A 19258-nucleotide genomic window follows, 5' to 3' on the forward strand; every position below is an offset into this window, starting at 1 on the left:
CGAACAAGGGGACGGGCCCGCCGCACGCGCGGCGGGCCCGTCCCTTTTCGGCTCCCTACGCCCAGCTGATCAGGCGCTTGGGCTGTTCCAGGATCGCCGCGGTGTCCGCGAGGACCTTGGAGCCCAGCTCGCCGTCGACCAGGCGGTGGTCGAAGCTCAGCGCCAGGGTGGTGACCTGGCGCGGCTTCACCTTGCCCTTGTGGACCCACGGCTGGAGCTTGATCGCGCCGACCGCGAGGATCGCGGACTCGCCCGGGTTGAGGATCGGCGTGCCGGTGTCGACGCCGAAGACGCCGACGTTGGTGATGGTGACCGTGCCGCCCTGCATCGCGGACGGGGAGGTCCTGCCCTCCCGCGCCGTGGACACCAGCTCGCCGAGCGACTCCGCCAGCTGCGGCAGGGTCTGGGCGTGCGCGTCCTTGATGTTCGGCACGATCAGGCCCCGCGGCGTGGCGGCCGCGATGCCCAGGTTGACGTAGTGCTTCTGCACGATCTCCTGGTTGGCCTCGTCCCAGGACGCGTTGACCTCCGGGTTGCGCTTGATGGCGACCAGGAGGGCCTTGGCGATGAGCAGCAGCGGGTTCACCCGCAGGCCCGCGAACTCCTTGTCCTGCTTCAGCTCCTCGACCAGGCGCATCGTCCGGGTCACGTCCACCGTCACGAACTCCGTGACGTGCGGCGCCGTGAAGGCCGAGCCGATCATGGCCGCCGCGGTGGCCTTGCGGACGCCCTTGACCGGGATGCGGGTCTCGCGCGCACCGTCGTACGTCACCGCCGGCGCGGGGGCGGCCGGGGCCGGTGCGGCGGCCGCGGGGGCCTGCGGCGCCGGCTCGGCGGCCTGCGGCGGGGCCGGGACCGCCGCCACCGCCGCGTGCACGTCCTCGCGCGTGATGATGCCGTCCGGGCCGGACGGGACCACCGTGGCCAGGTCCACGCCGAGGTCCTTGGCGAGCTTGCGCACCGGCGGCTTGGCCAGCGGGCGGGGCCCGGCGGCCGGCGCGGCCGCGCCGTGCCCGTTCAGCTCGGCCTGGACCGCCGCCGTGGCGGCGGTCGCCGCGGCCTCGGGGCCCTTGCGGGGGCGGCGCTTCGTCGAGGACGTCGCGACGCCGTAGCCGACCAGCACCGGCTGGCGGCCTTCCGGCTTGGGCTCCTCCGCCGTCTGCTCGGCCGGGGCCGGGGCCTCGGCGGCAACCGGGGTCTCGGCGGCGGCCGGGACCTCGGCGGGCGCGCCGCCCGACACGTCCACCGCGATGATGGCCGTGCCCACGTCCACCGTGGTGCCCTCGGGGAAGTGCAGCGCGCGGACCACGCCGTCGTAGGGGATGGGGAGCTCGACGGCCGCCTTGGCCGTCTCCACCTCGCACACCGCCTGACCGTCCGTGACCGTGTCACCGGGCTGGACGTACCACTTGAGGATCTCCGCCTCGGTGAGCCCCTCGCCCACGTCCGGCATCTTGAACTCGCGCACGGACGCTTCCGTCATCGTCGTCACGACCCTCTCCTCAGTACGCCAGCGAGCGGTCGACGGCGTCGAGCACGCGGTCCAGGTTCGGCAGGTACTCCTCCTCCAGCCGCGCCGGCGGATACGGCGCGTGGTAGCCGCCGACCCGCAGCACCGGGGCCTCCAGGTGGTAGAAGCACCGCTCGGTGATCCGGGCGGCGATCTCCGCGCCCGAGCCGAAGAACACCGGCGCCTCGTGGACGACGACCAGGCGGCGGGTCTTCTCCACCGAGGCCTGGATCGAGTCGAAGTCGAGCGGGGAGACCGAGCGCAGGTCCAGGACCTCCAGGGCCTTGCCCTCCTCGGCCGCCGCGTCCGCGACCTCCTGGCAGAGCTTCACCATCGGGCCGTAGGCGGCGAGGGTGAGGTCCGTGCCCTCACGGACCACGCGTGCCTTGTGCAGGGGGCCGGGGATGGCCTCCGTGGCGACCTCGGCCTTGTCCCAGTAGCGCCGCTTCGGCTCGAAGAAGATCACCGGGTCGTCGCTCTGGATGGCCTGCTGCATCATCCAGTACGCGTCCGACGCGTTCGACGGGGAGACGATCTTCAGGCCCGCCACGTGCGCGAAGAGCGACTCGGGCGACTCCGAGTGGTGCTCGACCGCGCCGATGCCGCCGCCGTAGGGGATGCGGACGACGACGGGCAGCTTGACCTTGCCCAGCGAGCGGGCGTGCATCTTCGCGAGCTGCGTGACGATCTGGTCGTACGCCGGGAAGACGAAGCCGTCGAACTGGATCTCCACCACCGGGCGGTAGCCGCGCAGGGCGAGACCGATCGCGGTGCCGACGATGCCGGACTCCGCGAGCGGGGTGTCGATGACGCGGCTCTCGCCGAAGTCCTTCTGCAGGCCGTCCGTCACCCGGAACACGCCGCCCAGCTTGCCGACGTCCTCGCCCATGATCAGGACCTTGGGGTCCGACTCCAGGGCACGGCGCAGCGACTCGTTGATCGCCTTGGCCAGGGCCATCTTCTCCGCTGCCATGATCAGACCCCCTCTGCGTCCGCGAACGACGCCTGGTAGGCGGCGAACTGGGCGCGCTCCTCGTCGACGAGCGCGTGCCCGTCCGCGTACACGTTCTCGAAGATGGCGAAGTGGTCCGGGTCGGGCATGGCGCGGACCGCTTCGCGCACTCGCTTGCCCAACGCCTCGCTCTCGGCCTCCAGTTCCGCGAAGAATCCCTCGTCCGCGTGGTTTTCGGCCTCCAGGTAGCGGCGCAGACGCAGGATCGGGTCCTTCGCCTCCCAGGCCACCCGCTCGTCGTCGTGGCGGTAGCGGGTGGGGTCGTCGGAGGTGGTGTGGGCGCCCATGCGGTAGGTGTACGCCTCGACCAGGGTGGGCCCCTCGCCGCCGCGGGCACGCTCCAGCGCCCACTTGGTGACGGCCAGGCAGGCCAGCACGTCGTTGCCGTCGACGCGGACGCCGGGGAAGCCGAAGCCCTGCGCGCGCTGGTAGAGCGGGACGCGGGTCTGCTTCTCGGTCGGCTCGGAGATCGCCCACTGGTTGTTCTGGCAGAAGAACACGACCGGGGCGTTGTAGACCGCGGAGAAGGTGAAGGACTCCGCCACGTCGCCCTGGCTGGAGGCGCCGTCGCCGAAGTACGCGATGACCGCGGAGTCCGCGCCGTCCTTGGCGATGCCCATCGCGTAGCCCGTGGCGTGCAGCGTCTGGGAGCCGATGACGATCGTGTAGAGCTGGAAGTTGTTGCTGTTGGGGTCCCAGCCGCCGTTGTTCACACCCCGGAACATGCCGAGCAGGTTGGTCGGGTCGACCCCGCGGCACCAGGCCACGCCGTGCTCGCGGTAGGTCGGGAAGACGTAGTCGTCCTCGCGGGTGGCCCGGCCGGAGCCGATCTGCGCGGCCTCCTGGCCCAGCAGCGAGGCCCACAGGCCCAGCTCGCCCTGGCGCTGCAGCGCGGTGGCCTCGGCGTCGAAGCGGCGGGTGAGCACCATGTCGCGGTACAGGCCGCGGAGCTCTTCGGGGGTGATACCGGCGACGTACTTGTCGTACTCGGCGTTCTTGACGCGCTTCCCCTCGGGGGTCAGCAGCTGCACGAGCTCGGGGTCGGCGCTCTTCCGCGCGCCCCCGCGACTTTTGGTGCCGGTGGTGCCGGCCTTGCTTCCGGCGCTGCGTCGCGATGTGCGCGCGGCAGTGCTCTCCACGGTCACGTGTGCTCCTCCGTCGGTCCGGCCCCCGGGGTTGCCGGTCGGCCTGGGGGTCTCCCCTTGCTCGTCGAGAGCCCGGGGAGGCTCGCCTGGTCCGACCACCGGGCACGGGGTGGGTGCCACTCAGCCGGGAACAGGCGTGACAGGTGCCCCGGCGAGCGCCCTGCAACAGTCACGTTACCCAGTGCTCCACATTTCTGTGAAACCCCTCCTGACCTGCGTTTTTCCTTGGATTTCCAAGTATTTTCACTAGGAAGTCCAAGTACCTCGCCGGTCTTCGGGACAGCCGCTGGTCACAGCCTTGCAGGGGGCCGGAACACCGGCACGTTATCCCGGTCACCCCGGCGACGGGAAGGGTTAGCGGACGGCCGGAAATGCTCCCGCCGGGGGACGACTCCGCGTAGCCGGCGGGGTGCGCACCGGCGTCGGGGAGGGAACGGCATGCGACCTGTAGTGACCGAAAGCGACTGCCGGAGACTGCCTGTGACAACGCGCAGCTCACGGCCTCGCCGGGTGCCCTAGCATCTGGCGCGTGCCGCGCCCTTGTGTACCACCCCCTGTACCCCTCGCGCCCCCTCTGAGCGCCCTGCTGCGCCAGTACGCCGCCGGATCCGCCCTCACCTGTGAACCCGTCGACCAGGGCCTGCTCAACCGCGGCTACCGGCTGTGCACGACCCGCGGCCGCTACTTCCTCAAGCACCACTTCGATCCGGACACCGCCGACCCCGCGGCCATCGCCCGCCAGCACCGCGCCACCCAGCGGCTGGCCGATCTCGGCGTCCCGGTGGCGCCCCCGCTCCCCGGCCGGGACGGGCGCACGGTCGCCGTCGTCGGCGGCCACGCGTACGCCCTGCACCCCTGGGTCGAGGGCCGGCACCGCCACGGCGGCCAGCTCACCACCAAGCAGTGCGCGCGCCTCGGGGCGCTGCTGGGAGCCGTGCACGCCTGCCTGGAGCGCGTGATGCCGCCGAAGGGGCGCACCCGCCCGGCCACCGGCCCCCACCCGGTGGAGAGCGCCGACCCCGACGACACCTTCGCCCTGATCGACGGCCTGCTCGCCCACGTCCGCCGGCGGCGCCCCCTCGACACCTTCGACGAGCTGGCCAGGTACCGCCTCCTGGAGCGGCGGGCGCTGCTGGAGCAGCACACGGACCGGCGTCCGCCGCCCGGCGGCCCGGTGGGCTGGGTGCACGGGGACTTCCACCCGTTCAACCTGCTCTACCGGGGGGACGCGCCCGCGGCGATCGTCGACTGGGACCGGCTCGGGGTGCAGCCCCGCGCGGAGGAGGCCGTACGGGCGGCCGCGATCTTCTTCGTCCGGCCCGTCGGGACCCTCGACCTGCCGAAGGTCAGGGCGTACGTGCGCGCGTACCGCCGGGCGGCCGGGGCGACGCCCTCGGAGCTCGCCGCGGCGGTGCACCGGGTGTGGTGGGAGCGCCTGAACGACTTCTGGATGCTGCGCTGGCACTACGAACGCGGCGACACCCGCGCGGACCCGCAGTTCCCGGCCGCCTCGGCGCTCGTGGTGTGGTGGACGCGGGAGTACGACGCGGTGTGCGGGGCGTTCGCGGAGTGATCCGGCTCAGGCGCGTCCGGCGTACCGGCTCAGGCGCGTCCGGCGTGCCGGTGGCGTCCGGGACGCGCGCGTGCGGCCCGAGGGGGCTCCACGCGCGCGTGGGAGAACGGTCAGCCGGTGGTGCCGCCGTTGGTGAGGTCCCCCGTGGTCGTACCGGGGGTGCCTCCGCTGGTGTCGCCGGTGGTGGTGCCGGTCGTCGTGCCGCCGGTCGTCGTGCCGCCGTCCGTCGTCCCGCCGCCGGTCGTGCTCCCCGCCGTCGGGGAACTGGACGGCGGGGCGGAGCTGGCGGGGTTCGACGGCTGGCCGGACTGCTGGTCCGGCGCGGACTGCGAGGGCGTGTACGAGGGCTGGCTGGACGGGGTCCAGTCCCCTCCGGAGCCTCCAGCCCCGCCGCCGTTGTCCGTCGACGTGTCCGTCGGCTGGTCCGTGGTCGAGTCGCTCGGCGTGGAGCTGGACTTGGGGTCCTTGGTGGCGTGCGTGCTCGTCGGCGACTTGGTGGCGCCGCCGCCTCCGCCGCCTCCGCCGCCCTGGTTGTTCAGCGCCAGCGCGACGCCCGCCGCGACGGCGATCAGCGCGAGCGCGGCCAGGATCCACAGCTTGCCGCGGCCGCTGCCCCGGTTGCCGTGCCCCTCGAAGCCGCCGTCGTCGCCCCCGCCGTACCCGCCCGGCAGGATCGGCTGCGGGATCTGCGCGGTGCCGGAGCCGGAGTCCGCGGGGTGCGGCATCACGGTCGTGCCGGCGAAGCCCGCCGCCGGGGTGTGGCGGCCGTCGTGCGCCCCCACCGGGCCGGTGTTCCAGGTGCCGGTGTGGCCGCCCTGGTCGTAGAGCATCTGCAGCCCGTACTGGACCAGCCCGCGCATCTCCTCCGCCGTCTGGAAACGGTCGTCGGGCTCCTTGGCGAGCGAGCGCATGACAAGGCCGTCCAGCTCCGGCGGGCACGTGCCCTCCGAGGTCCGCGACGGCGGCACCGGGATGTCCTGGACGTGCTGGTACACCACCGACAGCGGGGTCTCACCGGTGAACGGGGGACGCAGCGCGAGCAGTTCGTAGAGCAGGCAGCCCGTCGCGTACAGGTCGGAGCGGTGGTCCACGGCCTTGCCGAGGGCCTGCTCCGGCGACAGGTACTGCGGGGTGCCCATCACCATGCCGGTCTGCGTCATCGTCGTGGACGCCCCGTGCAGGGCGCGGGCGATGCCGAAGTCCATCACCTTCACGGCGCCGTTGTCCGTGATGATCACGTTGGCGGGCTTGATGTCGCGGTGCACGATGCCGTGCTGGTGCGAGTAGGCCAGCGCCTCCAGGACGCCCGAGACGATGATCAGGGCCTGCTCAGGACCCGGCGCCTCGGCGTTGAGCAGCAGGTCGCGGATGGTGCGGCCCTCGACCAGCTCCATCACGATGTACGGCACGGCCTGGCCGTTCGCCTGGTCCTCGCCGGAGTCGTACACGGCGACGATCGCGTGGTGGTTGAGGCCGGCCACCGACTGGGCCTCGCGGGTGAAGCGGGCCTTGGAGACCGGGTCCTCGGCGAGGTCGGCGCGCAGCAGCTTCACGGCCACGGTGCGTCCGAGGCGCACGTCCTCGGCGGCGAACACCTCGGCCATGCCGCCCCGCCCGAGTCTGCGGGTCAGCCGGTACCGGCCGTCGCCGACCAGGCCGCCGTTGCCCCACATCTCCGGCGTCTCTGACATGCCGCCGCCGGACGCCTCGGGGTCGGACGGGCCCTGGGCGCGCTGCGTCTGTGCCATCAGTCCTCGCCGTCGTTTCTGCCCGCGGTGCGCGCGGTGTTGTCACGGTCTCCGTCGGCCACGCTACAGGTTCGGCGCAAGCCGCCGGTCCAGAAGCGTCGCGGGAACCGGCCCGAGACGGACCGGCCATGAAACCCCGTACGGGTGCGGTCGTGCAAATTGCGTGTACCAGCCGTACGCCGGCTGTAACGCTTGCGCGACGCTTCTTTCGCGTACGGTCACGGAACGGGCACCGAGCTTGACGTGTCCGTGCCCTCGGGCAGACTTGGCCGGGAATAGCACTTTCGATCACCGGATCCGGTCGACGGACAGCCGAACGCGGGAGCACAGCATCCGCTGCCGCCGCGCCTATGGGGGACGCAGAACATGAGCCAGGACGGCGCACAGGGCCGGTTCGCGGGGCGGGCACTGGCCGGCGGCCGCTACCAGCTGCGCGACTTGCTCGGTGAGGGCGGCATGGCCTCGGTGCATCTCGCCTACGACTCCGTACTCGACCGCCAGGTGGCCATCAAGACGCTCCACACCGAGCTGGGCCGGGAGCAGGCGTTCCGGGAGCGGTTCCGCCGCGAGGCCCAGTCAGTGGCGAAACTCACGCACACGAACATCGTCTCGGTCTTCGACACCGGCGAGGACGAGCTCGACGGCACCACGATGCCGTACATCGTCATGGAGTACGTCGAGGGACGGCCGCTGGGCTCGGTGCTCGACGAGGACGTCCGCCGGCAGGGCGCCATGCCCGCCGACAAGGCCCTGAAGATCACCGCGGACGTGCTCGCCGCGCTGGAGATCAGCCACGAGATGGGCCTGGTCCACCGCGACATCAAGCCGGGCAACGTGATGATGACCAAGCGCGGCGTCGTCAAGGTGATGGACTTCGGCATCGCCCGCGCCATGCAGTCCGGCGTCACCTCCATGACGCAGACCGGCATGGTCGTCGGCACCCCGCAGTACCTGTCGCCGGAGCAGGCCCTCGGCCGGGGCGTGGACGCGCGGTCCGACCTGTACTCCGTCGGCATCATGCTCTTCCAGCTGGTCACCGGACGCCTGCCGTTCGACGCCGACTCGCCGCTGGCCATCGCCTACGCGCACGTGCAGGAGGAGCCGGTGGCGCCCTCCTCGATCAACCGCTCCCTGCCGCCGGCGGTGGACGCGCTGGTCGCCCGCGCGCTGAAGAAGAACCCGAACGAGCGCTTCCCCAACGCCGAGGCCATGCGCGACGAGTGCCTGCGCGTGGCGTCCTCCGTCCAGGCGGCCCCGCCGAGCATCGTCCCCGGCGTCCAGACCTCCAGCGGCGCGGGCGTCGGCTCCGCGGTCTTCCCGCCGGTCGACCAGGCGAACCCGGCGCCCTCGGGCAACGTCCGGACGCCGTACCAGCCGGTCCCGAACCCGTACGGCAACCCGGTCCCCTCCGGGCCGTCCCCGGCGTACGGCTATCCGCAGCAGGGCGGCTACCAGACGCCCGCCCCGTCGCCGTACGCGCACCAGCAGGCCTCGACCCCGCCGCCGTACACGATGTCGCCGCAGACCACGCCCATGGGCGGCGGCCCGGGCAGCCGGAGCGGCCGGCCGGTGGTCATCGGCTCGGTCGCCGTCGCCGGCATCGCCGTCCTCGGCCTGATCCTGGCCCTGGTGCTGCACAACAAGGGCGACGACAACGGCGGCACCGGCGGCGCGAGCGGCAGCGCGAGCGCCTCGGCGTCCAAGGCGGCGGGCTACCGGGGGCCGGACCCGTCCAGGACGATCGACAGCAGCGAGTGCACGGAGCCGCAGGAGTCGTACAACGACCCCGCGAAGATCAAGGTGCCCAACTTCCAGTACAAGTACGTCAAGTCGGTCAAGGCCTGCCTGCAGGCCGCGGGCTGGAAGGTGAGCGTCAAGGACATGGACGAGAACACCTACGGCGACGGCACCGTCATGAACCAGTTCCCCGCCGCGGGCACGGACGTCGACCCGAAGAACATGCCCGAGATCCAGCTCGGCGTCTCGACGGGCAACCCCGCCTCCTGAGCGGTCCGTCCGTGACACGGTGAAGGGGCCCGGCAGTTCGGCTGCCGGGCCCCTTCCGTGGTTCCCGCGGGCCCGCGGCCCGCGGGCTCACCGGCCTACAGGTACGGTCCGCCCGAACGGCCGCCGGCGCGGGGGTCGTCGCCCCCCTCGTGGCCGAGGCCCGGGGGAAGCGCGCGGCGCATCTGCTCCAGCTGGGCCCGCGCGGCCATCTGCTGGGCGAACAGCGTGGTCTGGATGCCGTGGAAGAGGCCCTCCAGCCAGCCGACCAACTGGGCCTGCGCGATGCGCAGTTCCGAGTCACTGGGCGTCCCCTCGTCCGTGAACGGCAGGGACAGCCGCTCCAGCTCCTCGACGAGCTCCGGCGCCAGGCCGTCCTCCAGCTCCTTGACCGAGCTGGCGTGGATCTCCTTCAGCCGGTTCCGGCTCGCCTCGTCCAGAGGAGCCGCCCGCACCTCCTCCAGAAGCTGCTTGATCATGCTCCCGATCCGCATGACCTTGGCAGGCTGTTCCACCTGCTCCGTCACCGGGATCTCGCGGACGTCGTCGTCGCCACCACCACCGCCGAGCGCCATGCCGTCCTGGCCGACGACCAGGATCTGGGGGTTCTCCGGCGACCGTTCGTTCCTCGGCATCTCCATGCCGCCATTCTCTCGCACCCGTACACCTCACCTCCGTGGTGCCCCCCGAGGAAGCTGATCCACCGTGTCGCCCCGGACCGGGGCGCCCCGCGAGGCCGTGTCGACCCATCGGCCGCGCCCGGAGTGCCGGGGCGGGAGGGTGATGTGAGTGTGGTGCCACGGATCCACCGATCCACCGACCGGGCACCGTGAGGGGGTCCACGACGTGACTCCATGGCCGCGCATCGCACTGCGCACGACGGGAGTGCTGGCCGTACTGGGAGCCGTCGCCCTGCCCTGCGGCTCCGCCTCGGCGTACGACCGGGCGAAGGTCTCCCCGGGCCCCACGGCCGCCCGGCCGGCGCCCGCCTCCGCGCGCCCGGCGCCCGACGGTGCCCCCGGGCACCCGGCGCCCGCCTCCGCCCGTACGTCCCCGACGGCCTCGTCCGCCCACCGCCCGGCCCCGGCGCCCGCCTCCGCCCGTCCGGCTGCCGCGCCCTCCGCCGCCTCCTCCCCGCACTCCGCCGAGCCGTCCCGGGCCGGGAGCCGGCCGGGCGAGGGACGGCAGCGGCCGGGGCGGTCGACGGAACCGGACGCCCGGGTGGAGGGCGACGACACGGCCCCGCCGGAGGACGAAGGCGCGAGGGGGCGGCACCAGGGCGGACGGGACCACGGCGCGTGGGACGACGGTGCGCGGGAGGAAGGCGCGGACCCGACCGGTGCGCAGACGCAGACGGCCGCCCCCCGGATACCCGAGGAGGCCACTCCCGCCGCGTCCGTGCCTCCGGGCGACCCGCAGGCACGGTCCGCCGCCCGGAACGACTCCGCGGCCGAGCCCGTGCTGCGCATCCTGCCCCTCGGCAGCGGGCTCGTCCTGATCGGCCTCGGCCTGGGCCTGGCGTTCGTCGGCCTCAGGGTGCGCCGCGGATAGTCGCGCGGGGCTGGTCCCGCCACGGCTGGTCTCGCCGTGGCGGGCGCGCCGACGTTCGGGGGCCCGGGACCAGGAAGGTCAGCCGTCGACGAGGAGCACCTTGCCGACGTGGCTGCTCTCCTCCACGATCCGGTGGGCGGCCGCCGCGTCGCTCATCGGCACTTCGCTGTGGACGACCGGCCGGACGTGACCGGCGGCGATCAGCGGCCAGACGTGCTCGCGCACGGCCGCGACGATGGCCGCCTTCTCCTCCAGCGGACGGGCCCGCAACGAGGTCGCGCTGATCGCGGCCCGCTTGGCGAGCAGGGCGCCGATGTTGAGCTCGCCCTTGGCACCGCCCTGCATCCCGATGATCGCGAGCCGGCCGTTGACGGCGAGCGCCTTGACGTTGCGGTCGAGGTACTTGGCGCCCATGTTGTCGAGGATGACATCGGCCCCGGCGCCGCCGGTGGCCTGCTTCACCTCGGCCACGAAGTCCTGCTCCCGGTAGTTGATCAGGACCTCGGCGCCCAGCTCGGCGCAGCGCTCCAGCTTCTCCTTGGTGCCCGCGGTGACGGCCACCCGGGCGCCCACGGCCCGGCCGAGCTGGATCGCCATCGTGCCGATGCCGCTGGAGCCGCCGTGCACGAGCAGCGTCTCGCCGGGACGCAGGTGGGCGATCATGAAGACGTTGGACCAGACCGTGCAGGTCACCTCGGGCAGCGCCGCGGCCTGCTTCAGGTCGACGCCCTCGGGCACGGGCAGCAGCTGACCCGCCGGCACGGCCACCTTCTCGGCATAGCCGCCGCCCGAGAGCAGCGCGCACACCTCGTCGCCGACCGCCCAGCCCGACACGCCGGGCCCCAGAGCGGCGATCCGTCCGGAGCACTCCAGACCGGGGTACGGGGAGGCACCGGGCGGCGGGTCGTAGAAGCCCTGGCGCTGCAGGATGTCGGCCCGGTTGACGGCGCCGGCCACCACCTCGACCAGCACCTCGCCCTCGCCGGGCACCGGATCCGGCACCTCGTCCCACACCAACGCCTCGGGTCCGCCAGGTTCGGGAATCGTGATCGCATGCATGGGGCCGACGCTACTCCTCGCCCCCGCGGGAACGGCGTGCCAAGGCCCCGGCGGGCGCCCGGCCACGGGGCGGACGGCGCTCAGTCCGTGGGCAGCGGCCGCGCGTGCGGGGTGACCTGGGTGCCCGGTGTGGCCCGCACGATGGTGATCAGACGGTCCGTCAGTTGCAGTGTGCCGACCGACGGATCGTCGTATCCGAGCACCCGGTGCCCCCGTACGACGCTGACCACCAGGTCGTCGGTCTCCCGCGGGCCCCTGCCCACCTCGGCCCGTATGACGGGCCGTTCGACGATGTCCAGGCCGCTCCCCTGCTGGATGAGGTCCTCCAGGACCATGCCGGCGGCCGGACTCAGCACGGACAGCCCCAGCAGACGCCCCGCCGCGCTCGCGCTCGTGATGACCGCGTCCGCCCCGGACTGCCGGAGCAGCGGCGCGTTCTCCTCCTCGCGCACCGCCGCCACGATCTTCGCCCCCCGGTTGAGCTGCCGCGCCGTCAGCGTCACGAGCACCGCGGTGTCGTCCCGTTGCGTGGCCACGATGATCTGCCGCGCCCGCTGCACCTCCGCCCGCTTGAGGACCTCGCTGCGCGTGGCGTCCCCGATCACCCCCGCGTACCCGTCCGCCGTGGCCGCGTCGACCACCTTCGCGCTCGGGTCGACCACGACGACCCGCTGCTTCTGCAACCCCGTCGCGCACACGGTCTGCAGGGCCGACCGCCCCTTCGTGCCGAAGCCGACGACGACGGTGTGGTCACGCAAGGTGGACCTCCAGCGGTTGAGGCGCCATTCCTCCCGCGTGCGTTCGGCGAGGACCTCGAGCGTGGTGCCGACGAGGATGATCAGGAACAGCACGCGCAACGGCGTGATGACGAGGATGTTGGTGAGCCGGGCGGCGTCGCTGACAGGCGTGATGTCGCCGTAGCCCGTGGTGGAGAGGGTGACCGTCGCGTAGTACGCCGCGTCCAGGAAGTCGACCGAGCCGTCCGAGCTGTCGCTGTAGCCCTCGCGGTCTGCGTAGACGATCAGGACCGTCGCCATCAGCACCAGCAGGGCGAGGGCCAGCCGCTTGCCCACCTGCCGGACCGGGCGCTCCACCACCCTCTTCGGGAGTCTCACCCGATGGGTCACGAGGTGTTCGTCCGCTTGCCGGGCGATCGCGTCATGGCCCGGAAGTTTCACGTGAAACACACCCCGATGCCGGCCGCGGCCCAGGGCAGATCGAGCAGCTCCGCCTCCTGCCCCGCCCGCGCGCCGCCCGGTGGTACGACGGCCAGGGCGTCGGCGGCCGCGACGCCCCGCAGCATGGCCGGTCCGTTGTAGTGCAGCGGAACCGCGTGGTCTCCGCGCAGCACGACGGGCACCAGCCGGGTGTCGTACGGATGCCCGTGCACCGCGTCGCTCAGCGGCAGCGTGTACGGCTCCGGCGCCGGGCGCGCCGCCAGAGTGCGCAGCAGCGGTTCGGCGAGGGTGAGCAGACCGGAGACGGCCGCCAGGGGGTTGCCGGGCAGGCCGACGAGGTGCTGGTGCTCCTTGGTGCGGGCCAGGAGCATGGGGTGGCCGGGGCGCACCTGGACGCCGTCCACCAGGAACTCGGCGTCGATGCGGCGCAGGACGGGGTGGACGTGGTCGACGGGACCGGCGGCGGTGCCCCCGGTGGTGACGATCAGGTCGGCCCCGGATCCGGTGACCGCCTTGTACAGGGCTCCGGCGTCGTCGCCGATCCTGCGTACGGCGGTGACCTCGGCGCCGAGCGCCCGCAGCCAGGGCGGCAGCATCGGGCCGAGCGCGTCCCGGATCAGGCCGTCGTGCGGCAGGCCCTCCGCGAGCAGTTCGTCGCCGAGCACGAAGACCTCGGCGCGGGGCCGCGGGATCACGGTGAGGGTGTCGTACCCGGCGGCCGCGGCGAGGCCCAGCACGGCCGGGGTGACGAGAGTGCCGAGGGGCAGCAACTGGTCGCCGCTGCCGCATTCCTGGCCGCGCGGGCGGATGTCCTGCCCGTGCACGACCTCGCGGGTCGAGTGCAGCCGGTCCTTGTCGTCCATGCGGCCGTGCTCGCGGCGCAGCACCGCCGTGGAGCCCTGCGGGACGCGGGCGCCGGTCGCGATCCGCACCGCCTCGCCGTCGGTCAGCGGCTCGGGCCGCGCGTGCCCGGCCAGAACTCCCTCGTCCCGGACGTCCCAGGGGCCGGGGCCGGCCACGGCCCAGCCGTCCATGGCGGAGGTGTCGAAGGAGGGCAGGTCGGTGAGGGCGGCGAGGGGGGCGGCCAGGACCAGGCCCAGGGCGGCGTCGAGGGGCACCGACACGGTGGCGCGGCGGGCGCCGGCGGGGGTGTCACCGGCGGCGGCTCCCCGGGGGACGGAGGCACGGGCCGCCCGGGCGGCGATCTCGCGGGCGGCGGGCCAGGGAGTGGCCCGGTGGCGGGCCGCCGCGGAGTGCGGGCCGCCGTGGCCGGCCGCGGCGCCGCCCCGGCCGGAGTGCTCCCCCTCGGGGGGCGCGGCGCCGGGTGCGGAGGCGGTGGTGTCACGGCTGTCCCACAGGAGGTCGTCGTATCCCGCGGGGGCGGTGTCGCGGACGTGGGCCGGACCGGGGGCGTCTCCGGCGCCGCACCCCGGGGCGGTCCCGGGGCCGTCACCGTGGCCGTGGCCCGGAGTTCGGCTGTCGTCGTGGCCGTCGCCCGGTGCGGGGACATTGCCCTCCTTCACGAGCGCGAGCACCTCCTCGACGTCGAGATCCTCGGCGTCCTCGCCGGTGCGGACGCCGCGGGCGGTCATCCGGCGTCCCGGCCCGCGCCGGACCCCGGGTCGGCGGCGCTCTCGTCCGCCCAGCGCTGGGCGAGTGCGACGGCCTTGCGGGCGGCCTCGGCGACCGCCTCGGGGCCGCCCCCCGCCTTCGCGGCGGCGTAACCGACGAGGAAGGTGGTCAGGGGTGCCGCCGGCCGGGCCACGCCGTGGGCGGCGTCGCGGGCCAGGTCCAGCAGACCGCCGGTGTCGACGTCCAGGTCGATGCCCAGCTCGTCCTTGACTGCGGAAATCCATTCATCCAACACGTGCCCATGCTCCCTGATGCGTGCCCTGGCGTCGGCGATGTCGTCCCAGGTGTCGCAGTCGAAGGAGGCGACGGGGTCGGGGACGCGGGTGAGGTCGAGGTCGGCGGTCAGCCGGCGCAGCGGCAGCCCGGTGAGGGGGCCGCCCGCGCCGCCGCCGGGTGCGGAACCGCCGCCGGGTACGGAGCCGCCGCCGGGTACGGACGCGGCGAGGGCCGCCAGCCCGCGGCGCAGCGCGGCCGTCCGGTACGCGGCCACGAGCGGCTGGTCGCGCCCCTCGGCGTCGGTGAGCAGCGCGCCGTCCGCGCGGCCCGCCCGCAGGGCGTCCAACAGCCGTCGCACGGTGGTCTCTTCGAGGAACGGCAGGTCGGCGGAGAGCACGACGACATGGTCCGCGGTGGTGCGGCGCAGCCCGGCGTCGAGCGCGGCGAGCGGACCGGCGCCGGGCGGCTCCTCGCGCGCCCACAGCACGGGCCGCGCGGTCGGCCGGGGTTCGGCCACGACGACGGTCGTGCGCGCTCCGGCGCAGGCGCCCAGCACCCGGTCGAGCAGGGCGCGGCCACCGACCCGCACCCCGGGTTTGTCCGCGCCGCCGAGCCGCCGGGCGGCACCGCCGGCGAGCACGACGGCGTCGTACCCGGCACCTTCGTTCGGCACACGCCCGGCCGCGTCCACCGCGCCGTGCGTGCCGGGTTCGTCGGGCACGTCACGGGCGCCGGGTGCGCCGGGGGGCTCGTAGGCGGTCACCCCCCGAGTATGCGTCCCGCCCGCGATCACAGGGAATGCGGGCGGGAGCTCGGCGTCACAGCGTGCGCAGCAGCACCGCCGGCTGTTCCACGCAGTCCGCCACATACCGCAGGAAACCGCCCGCCGTGCCGCCGTCGCACACCCGGTGGTCGAAGGTGAGCGAGAGCTGGACGACCTGCCGCACCGCCAGCTCGCCCTCGTGCACCCAGGGCTTGGGGACGATGCGGCCGACGCCGAGCATGGCGGCCTCGGGGTGGTTGATGATCGGCGTGGAGCCGTCGACGCCGAACACCCCGTAGTTGTTCAGCGTGAAGGTGCCGCCGGTCAGTTCCGCGGGCGTCAGGGTGCCCGCGCGGGCCGCCTCGGTCAGCCGGGCGAACTCGGCGGTCAGCGCCTCGGCGTCCCGCGCGTGCGCGTCCCGTACGACCGGGACGACGAGCCCGCGCTCGGTCTGCGCGGCGAAGCCGAGGTGCACCTCGTCCAGCCGGACGACCTCCCTGGCCTCCATGTCCACCGTGGAGTTGAGTTCCGGATGGCGCGCGAGCGCGGCCGTACAGATGCGGGCGAGGAGGGCGAGAAGGGAGATCTTCGGGCCCCCGGCCGCGTTCATCGCCGCCCGCGCCCGCATCAGCTCCGTCGCGTCGGCGTCCACCCAGCAGGTGGCGTCCGGGATCTCCCGGCGGCTCCGGGACAGCTTGTCGGCCACGGCACCGCGCACACCCTTGAGAGGGATGCGCGTGCCTCCGGCACCGGCGCGGGAGGCACCCCGGGTACCGGCGGGCCGCTCGGCGGCGGACACGGCCGTGCCGGACGCGGTCGCGACCGCCGTGCCCGGCGCCCCCGTACGGCCCGGCGCCGTGCCGGCCCTGAGCGCGCCCTCGACGTCCGCGCGCAGGATCAGCCCGTCGGGGCCGGAACCCGAGAGCCGGCGCAGGTCCAGGCCGTTCTCCCGGGCGAGCCGGCGGACGAGCGGGGAGATGACCGGGACGGGTCCGTCGGCCGAACGGTCGGCCGACGGGCCGGGGACGGCCGTACCGGCGCGGCCGTTCAGGGCCGCTACCCCCGCCGTCATCGCCTGGGCGGCGGCAGACGCTGCCGGACCGCCGTTGGCGGCGGCCACCCCTTCGCCCGCGCCCGCGGCCGGCTTACCCGGAGCGGACATGTCCGAAGCCGGCCCGCCCGATGCCCGGGCGACCGGCGCCTGGCGCACCCGCCGACGGCGCGCCGGGGGGGCTCCGGTGCCGTACCCGACCAGGACGTTGCCGGAGCCCTGGCCGTCGTCCCCGGCGGCCGGTTCGCCGACCGCCACCGTCAGCAGCGGGGCGCCGACGGGCAGTTCGGTGCCCTCCTCGCCGTACCGGGCCGTGACCACGCCCCCGTACGGGCAGGGCACCTCGACCATCGCCTTGGCCGTCTCGACCTCGACGACCGGCTGGTCGACGGTGACGACGTCGCCCACCTGCACCAGCCAGCGGACGATCTCCGCCTCGGTGAGCCCCTCCCCGAGGTCGGGGAGCTTGAACTCCAGCACCTGTGCCATCAGCCCTCCGCCTCCCACTGCAGACGCGCCACGGCGTCCAGGATCCGGTCGACACCCGGCAGGTGGTGCCGCTCCAGCACCGGCGGCGGGTAGGGGATGTCGAATCCGGCCACGCGCAGCACCGGCGCCTCCAGGTGGTGGAAGCAGCGCTCCGTGACCCGGGCGGCGATCTCCCCGCCCGGACCGCCGAAGGAACCCGACTCGTGCACGACGACCGCCCGCCCGGTGCGCCGCACCGACGCGCAGACGGTCTCGTCGTCGAACGGCACCAGGGAGCGCAGGTCGACGACCTCCAGGTCCCAGCCCTCGGCCCGCGCCGCCTCGGCGGCCTCGAGGCAGACGGGCACGGACGGGCCGTACGTGATCAGCGTGGCGCTGCGCCCGGTGCGCCGCACCACCGCACGGCCGATGGGCTCGACGGTCTGCGGGTCCTCCGGGTTCCAGGAGTCCTTCGACCAGTACAGGCGCTTGGGTTCGAGGAAGACGACCGGGTCGTCGGAGGCGATGGCGGCGCGCAGCAGGCCGTAGGCGTCGGCGACGGTCGCGGGCGTGACGACATGGAGCCCCGGAGTCGCCATGTAGTACGCCTCGGACGAGTCGCTGTGGTGCTCGACGCCGCCGATGCCGCCGCCGTAGGGGACGCGGACGGTGATCGGCAGGGGCATCCTGCCGCGAGTGCGGTTGCGCATCCGCGCGACATGGCTGACGAGCTGCTCGAAGGCCGGGTAGGCGAAGGCGTCGAACTGCATCTCGACGACCGGGCGCAGTCCGTACATGGCCATGCCGACGGCGGTGCCGAGGATGCCTGCCTCGGCCAGCGGGGTGTCCGTGCAGCGGTCCTCGCCGAACTCCTTGGCGAGTCCGTCGGTGACGCGGAAGACCCCGCCGAGGGTGCCGACGTCCTCGCCCATGACGTGCACGGCGGGGTCGGCGGCCATCGCGTCGCGCAGCGCGCGCGTGAGGGCCTGGGCCATGGTGGCCGGCTTGAGCGCGACGGTGGTCATCGGGCCGTACCCTCCTGGGACTCGGACTCGGCCTCCAGCTCGGCCCGCAGCTGGGCCTGCTGCTCGCGCAGTTGCGGGGTGGGCTCGGCGTACACGTGGGCGAAGAGGTCCGCCGGGTCGAGCGACGGGTCCTGGTTCATGCGCTCGCGCAGCCGGGCGGCCATCGTCTCGGCGTCCTCGCGCGCGGCCCGGATCCCATCCTCGTCGATCAGGCCCCGCCCGGTCAGCTCCCGCTCCAGCAGCGCGATCGGATCGTGGTCGCGCCAGGTCTCGACCTCGGCGTCGCCGCGGTAGCGGGTGGCGTCGTCGGCGTTGGTGTGGGCGTCGATGCGGTACGTCACCGCCTCGATCAGCGTCGGACCGCCACCCGCGCGCGCGTTGCGTACGGCGTCGGAGAGGACCTCGTGGACGGCGGCGGCGTCGTTGCCGTCGACCAGGCGCCCCGGCATCCCGTACCCGACGGCCTTGTGGGCCAGGGAGGGGGCGGCGGTCTGCTTGTCGAGCGGGACGGAGATGGCGAAGCCGTTGTTCTGGACGAGGAAGACGACCGGGGCCTGCCAGACGGCGGCGAAGTTCAGCGCCTCGTGGAAGTCGCCCTCGCTGGTGCCGCCGTCGCCGACCATGGCCAGCGCGACCACGTCGTCGCCCTTGAGTCGGGCGGCGTGGGCCAGGCCCACGGCGTGCGGGAGCTGGGTGGCGAGCGGGGTGCTCAGCGGCGCCACCCGGTGCTCGTAGGGGTCGTAGCCGGTGTGCCAGTCACCGCGCAGCAGGGTGAGGGCCTCGACGGGGTCCACACCGCGCGCGACGACGGCGAGCGTGTCACGGTAGCTGGGGAAGAGCCAGTCCCGGTCCTCCAGGGCGAGCGCGGCGGCGACCTCGCAGGCCTCCTGGCCGGTGCTGGAGGGGTAGACGGCCAGACGGCCCTGCTTGGTGAGCGCGGTTGCCTGCGCGTTGTACCGACGGCCGCGCACCAGCTGCGCGTACAGGCGGCGCAGCAGCTCCGGATCGGCCTTGGCGGCGGCCTCCGTGCCGAGGACGCGGTACGGCTCCGGGTCGGGCAGCAGCGGCGCGGGGTCGGTACGGGGCTGCCAGGCGGGCGGCGGCGATGGCCGGTACGCGCCCCGCTGCTCCATGACCGTCATGACGGCACCTCCTCGTGGGAGTGGCTACGGGAGGCGTGTCGGCTGTGACCCGCCTCACCTACCGATTGTTCGGTCGTCGGCACATTTTGGCTACAGGCGGCCCCAGGCTGTGGACAAACGGTTCTCCACAACCTGAGATGTACGCAGTACGTCCACAGCGGAGAGGCGGGGGGACATGGCG

General features: G+C 73.9%; 15 protein-coding genes. 3 read left to right on the top strand and 12 right to left on the bottom strand.

The features are described from left to right. Window positions 1–55: 55 nt before the first annotated feature. From ACIPM1_RS12070 to pdhA (ACIPM1_RS12080), 3 genes are read right to left on the bottom strand one after another with little or no spacing between them, the layout of a single operon-like run. A complete protein-coding gene (locus ACIPM1_RS12070) occupies window positions 56–1492 on the bottom strand; it encodes a dihydrolipoamide acetyltransferase family protein (protein WP_356181619.1) in 1437 nt (478 codons plus the stop codon). A 10-nt stretch (window positions 1493–1502) separates the two neighbouring features. Next, the gene (locus ACIPM1_RS12075) at window positions 1503–2483 is read right to left on the bottom strand and encodes an alpha-ketoacid dehydrogenase subunit beta (protein WP_356181616.1); all 981 of its coding nucleotides are present in this window, start codon (window positions 2481–2483) and stop codon (window positions 1503–1505) included. A 2-nt stretch (window positions 2484–2485) separates the two neighbouring features. Continuing rightward, window positions 2486–3667: a pyruvate dehydrogenase (acetyl-transferring) E1 component subunit alpha gene (gene pdhA, locus ACIPM1_RS12080; protein WP_402432510.1), complete on the bottom strand. Its 1182-nt coding sequence runs from the start codon at window positions 3665–3667 to the stop codon at window positions 2486–2488. Window positions 3668–4196: 529 nt separating this feature from the next. Here pdhA (ACIPM1_RS12080) and ACIPM1_RS12085 point away from each other — a divergent pair. Beyond that, window positions 4197–5240, top strand: a complete 1044-nt coding sequence (locus ACIPM1_RS12085) for a phosphotransferase (RefSeq protein WP_402432513.1) — start codon at window positions 4197–4199, stop codon at window positions 5238–5240. A 110-nt stretch (window positions 5241–5350) separates the two neighbouring features. On the opposite strand, the gene ACIPM1_RS12090 is transcribed toward ACIPM1_RS12085, so the two are convergent. Then, the gene (locus tag ACIPM1_RS12090) at window positions 5351–6988 is read right to left on the bottom strand and encodes a protein kinase (RefSeq protein WP_402432516.1); all 1638 of its coding nucleotides are present in this window, start codon (window positions 6986–6988) and stop codon (window positions 5351–5353) included. Window positions 6989–7354: 366 nt separating this feature from the next. On the opposite strand from ACIPM1_RS12090, the gene ACIPM1_RS12095 reads away from it, so the two are divergent. Further along, a complete protein-coding gene (locus ACIPM1_RS12095; protein ID WP_402432519.1) occupies window positions 7355–8995 on the top strand; it encodes a protein kinase in 1641 nt (546 codons plus the stop codon). A gap of 95 nt (window positions 8996–9090) precedes the next feature. Here the strand turns inward: ACIPM1_RS12095 and ACIPM1_RS12100 are convergent, their stop codons facing one another. After that, entirely contained in the window at window positions 9091–9633 is a 543-nt protein-coding gene (locus ACIPM1_RS12100; protein WP_356181603.1) for a bacterial proteasome activator family protein, read from the bottom strand. Between the two features lie 205 nt (window positions 9634–9838). Here ACIPM1_RS12100 and ACIPM1_RS12105 point away from each other — a divergent pair, with 205 nt between their 5' ends. Next, window positions 9839–10543, top strand: a complete 705-nt coding sequence (locus ACIPM1_RS12105) for a hypothetical protein (protein ID WP_402432523.1) — start codon at window positions 9839–9841, stop codon at window positions 10541–10543. 78 nt (window positions 10544–10621) lie between these two features. Here ACIPM1_RS12105 and ACIPM1_RS12110 read toward each other — a convergent pair whose 3' ends face one another. From ACIPM1_RS12110 to pdhA (ACIPM1_RS12140), 7 genes are all read right to left on the bottom strand, one after another. Then, the gene (locus tag ACIPM1_RS12110) at window positions 10622–11602 is read right to left on the bottom strand and encodes an NAD(P)H-quinone oxidoreductase (RefSeq protein ID WP_402432526.1); all 981 of its coding nucleotides are present in this window, start codon (window positions 11600–11602) and stop codon (window positions 10622–10624) included. Between the two features lie 80 nt (window positions 11603–11682). After that, a complete protein-coding gene (locus tag ACIPM1_RS12115) occupies window positions 11683–12780 on the bottom strand; it encodes a potassium channel family protein (RefSeq protein WP_402432529.1) in 1098 nt (365 codons plus the stop codon). Next, entirely contained in the window at window positions 12777–14372 is a 1596-nt protein-coding gene (locus ACIPM1_RS12120) for a molybdopterin molybdotransferase MoeA (RefSeq protein ID WP_402432532.1), read from the bottom strand. Before ACIPM1_RS12120 ends, ACIPM1_RS12115 begins: the two co-directional genes overlap by 4 nt. Further along, the gene (locus tag ACIPM1_RS12125) at window positions 14369–15391 is read right to left on the bottom strand and encodes an NTP transferase domain-containing protein (RefSeq protein ID WP_402432535.1); all 1023 of its coding nucleotides are present in this window, start codon (window positions 15389–15391) and stop codon (window positions 14369–14371) included. The genes ACIPM1_RS12120 and ACIPM1_RS12125 overlap by 4 nt, the downstream gene beginning before the upstream one ends. A 55-nt stretch (window positions 15392–15446) precedes the next feature. Then, complete coding sequence (locus ACIPM1_RS12130; RefSeq protein ID WP_402432538.1) at window positions 15447–16931, bottom strand: dihydrolipoamide acetyltransferase family protein; 1485 nt, start codon at window positions 16929–16931, stop codon at window positions 15447–15449. After that, window positions 16931–17935: an alpha-ketoacid dehydrogenase subunit beta gene (locus ACIPM1_RS12135; RefSeq protein WP_402432541.1), complete on the bottom strand. Its 1005-nt coding sequence runs from the start codon at window positions 17933–17935 to the stop codon at window positions 16931–16933. The genes ACIPM1_RS12130 and ACIPM1_RS12135 overlap by 1 nt, the downstream gene beginning before the upstream one ends. Then, the gene (gene pdhA / locus ACIPM1_RS12140) at window positions 17932–19077 is read right to left on the bottom strand and encodes a pyruvate dehydrogenase (acetyl-transferring) E1 component subunit alpha (protein WP_356181587.1); all 1146 of its coding nucleotides are present in this window, start codon (window positions 19075–19077) and stop codon (window positions 17932–17934) included. The genes ACIPM1_RS12135 and pdhA (ACIPM1_RS12140) overlap by 4 nt, the downstream gene beginning before the upstream one ends. Window positions 19078–19258: the final 181 nt, after the last annotated feature.

The sequence above is a fragment of the Streptomyces sp. NPDC086766 genome (genome assembly GCF_044746005.1).
Classification (GTDB): Bacteria; Actinomycetota; Actinomycetes; order Streptomycetales; family Streptomycetaceae; genus Streptomyces.

What these genes read in the sequence shown, in the direction of transcription:
- ACIPM1_RS12075 (WP_356181616.1), bottom strand. Translation starts at nt 2,483, where the DNA reads ATGGCAGCGGAGAAGATGGCCCTGGCCAAGGCGATCAACGAGTCGCTG.
- ACIPM1_RS12090 (WP_402432516.1), bottom strand. Translation starts at nt 6,988, where the DNA reads ATGGCACAGACGCAGCGCGCCCAGGGCCCGTCCGACCCCGAGGCGTCC.
- ACIPM1_RS12095 (WP_402432519.1), top strand. Translation starts at nt 7,355, where the DNA reads ATGAGCCAGGACGGCGCACAGGGCCGGTTCGCGGGGCGGGCACTGGCC.
- ACIPM1_RS12100 (WP_356181603.1), bottom strand. Translation starts at nt 9,633, where the DNA reads ATGGAGATGCCGAGGAACGAACGGTCGCCGGAGAACCCCCAGATCCTG.
- ACIPM1_RS12110 (WP_402432526.1), bottom strand. Translation starts at nt 11,602, where the DNA reads ATGCATGCGATCACGATTCCCGAACCTGGCGGACCCGAGGCGTTGGTG.
- ACIPM1_RS12120 (WP_402432532.1), bottom strand. Translation starts at nt 14,372, where the DNA reads ATGACCGCCCGCGGCGTCCGCACCGGCGAGGACGCCGAGGATCTCGAC.
- ACIPM1_RS12130 (WP_402432538.1), bottom strand. Translation starts at nt 16,931, where the DNA reads ATGGCACAGGTGCTGGAGTTCAAGCTCCCCGACCTCGGGGAGGGGCTC.
- ACIPM1_RS12135 (WP_402432541.1), bottom strand. Translation starts at nt 17,935, where the DNA reads ATGACCACCGTCGCGCTCAAGCCGGCCACCATGGCCCAGGCCCTCACG.
- pdhA (WP_356181587.1), bottom strand. Translation starts at nt 19,077, where the DNA reads ATGACGGTCATGGAGCAGCGGGGCGCGTACCGGCCATCGCCGCCGCCC.